Source organism: Crocinitomix catalasitica ATCC 23190, from assembly GCF_000621625.1.
GTDB lineage: Bacteria > Bacteroidota > Bacteroidia > Flavobacteriales_D > Crocinitomicaceae > Crocinitomix > Crocinitomix catalasitica.
Genome location: NZ_JHXV01000066.1, coordinates 1 through 1390, shown reverse-complemented (window position 1 = coordinate 1390; position 1390 = coordinate 1). Strand labels below are relative to the sequence as shown.

Genomic DNA, 1390 nt, shown 5'->3' with positions numbered 1-1390 from the left:
CTTGGTCTGAAGATGATGATCCCACTTGGGAATGGGATTTTGGAGATGGTGAATCTTCTGAAGATGAAAATCCCAGTCATGTTTATGATGAAGCAGGAACATACACCGTTACCTTAATTGGGCACAGTGAAATTTCTTGTAATGATACCACCTCGTACGAAGTAATTGTTTACGATATTCCAAATGCGAACATAGAATTTATTGCCGGTGGTGCGTCTTCTGAAGAAGGAAGCACGGGTGGTTGTATTATCAATCCTGTTCAGTTTAATGATATTTCAACTGTAATGCCACCTAGTGAAATCATTAGCTGGAATTGGAATTTTGGAGATGGTGGAACGTCAACTGATGAAAATCCAACACATACCTATGACGCAATTGGAACTTATACGATCACCTTAACCGTCACCGGAACGGGAGGATGCTCAGCAACCACAACCAAAACCATCACCATGACCAATGGCATTCCTTTGGATATCATTTCAAACGAACCGACCTGTTTTGGATTATCAGATGGTTCGATTATTATTAGTGTAGAAGGCGGAGGTGAGGATTTGCTGTTCGAAATTAAAAATGCAGACGGTGAATTGAAGAATATTGATAATAGTAATGCAGCGAATAGCCTCGGCGCTGGGACTTATACTTACACGGTTACAGACGATAGCGAATGTTCGGGCAGCGGGTCCATCACTTTAAACGAACCTGCCGAATTGGATATAGATTTAACTACTGTCGATCCGCTTTGTTATGGCGACAAAACAGGTTATGCAATAGTTGATGAAGTCTTTAATGCAACTGGTGATTTAGGATTAGTCAACTACAATTGGAGTCCTGTGGGTTTAAGTGGCATCGCAGAAGATTCTGCAGGCGGATTAGGTGCAGGAGAGCATGTGATCAACGTCATTGATGAAAATGGTTGTGCTAAATCCTTCACTTTTATGATCGACCAACCCGATTCGATTTACTTCGCAGAGGTAGGTTACGAACCTGCCTATTGTAGATTATACAACTACCAAAATGGAAATGGGGTTGTAAAAGTAGCGATGGCTGGCGGTACACCACATTATACTTATTTATGGACCAACTTAACCACAGGCGAAACCGATGATCATTCCACTTGGGGAAGTTTAAATCCTGGCGATTATCAAATTACCGCAACCGACGAACACGGTTGTGAACTCACCGAAATTCTTACGGTAGATTCTTTAAACCCAAAAGCTAATTTCGACATCACCTCACCACAATTCACCAGCAATTATAAAGGCACAGCTAACGTGAAAACCCACTACACCAATACCTCACAGCACTTTGCAAATCCTAACAACCCTTTATCCGACACTACTTTTTTCTGGAATTTCAATTACCTACCCGGCGATTGGATCCTCAGCGAATC

The 1390-nt window shown here is 41.9% G+C and carries 1 protein-coding gene; it reads left to right on the top strand.

The features are described from left to right. Positions 1-1390, top strand: a 1390-nt coding sequence (locus T367_RS23085; RefSeq protein WP_035845775.1) for a PKD domain-containing protein, incomplete at both ends; no start/stop codon positions are given.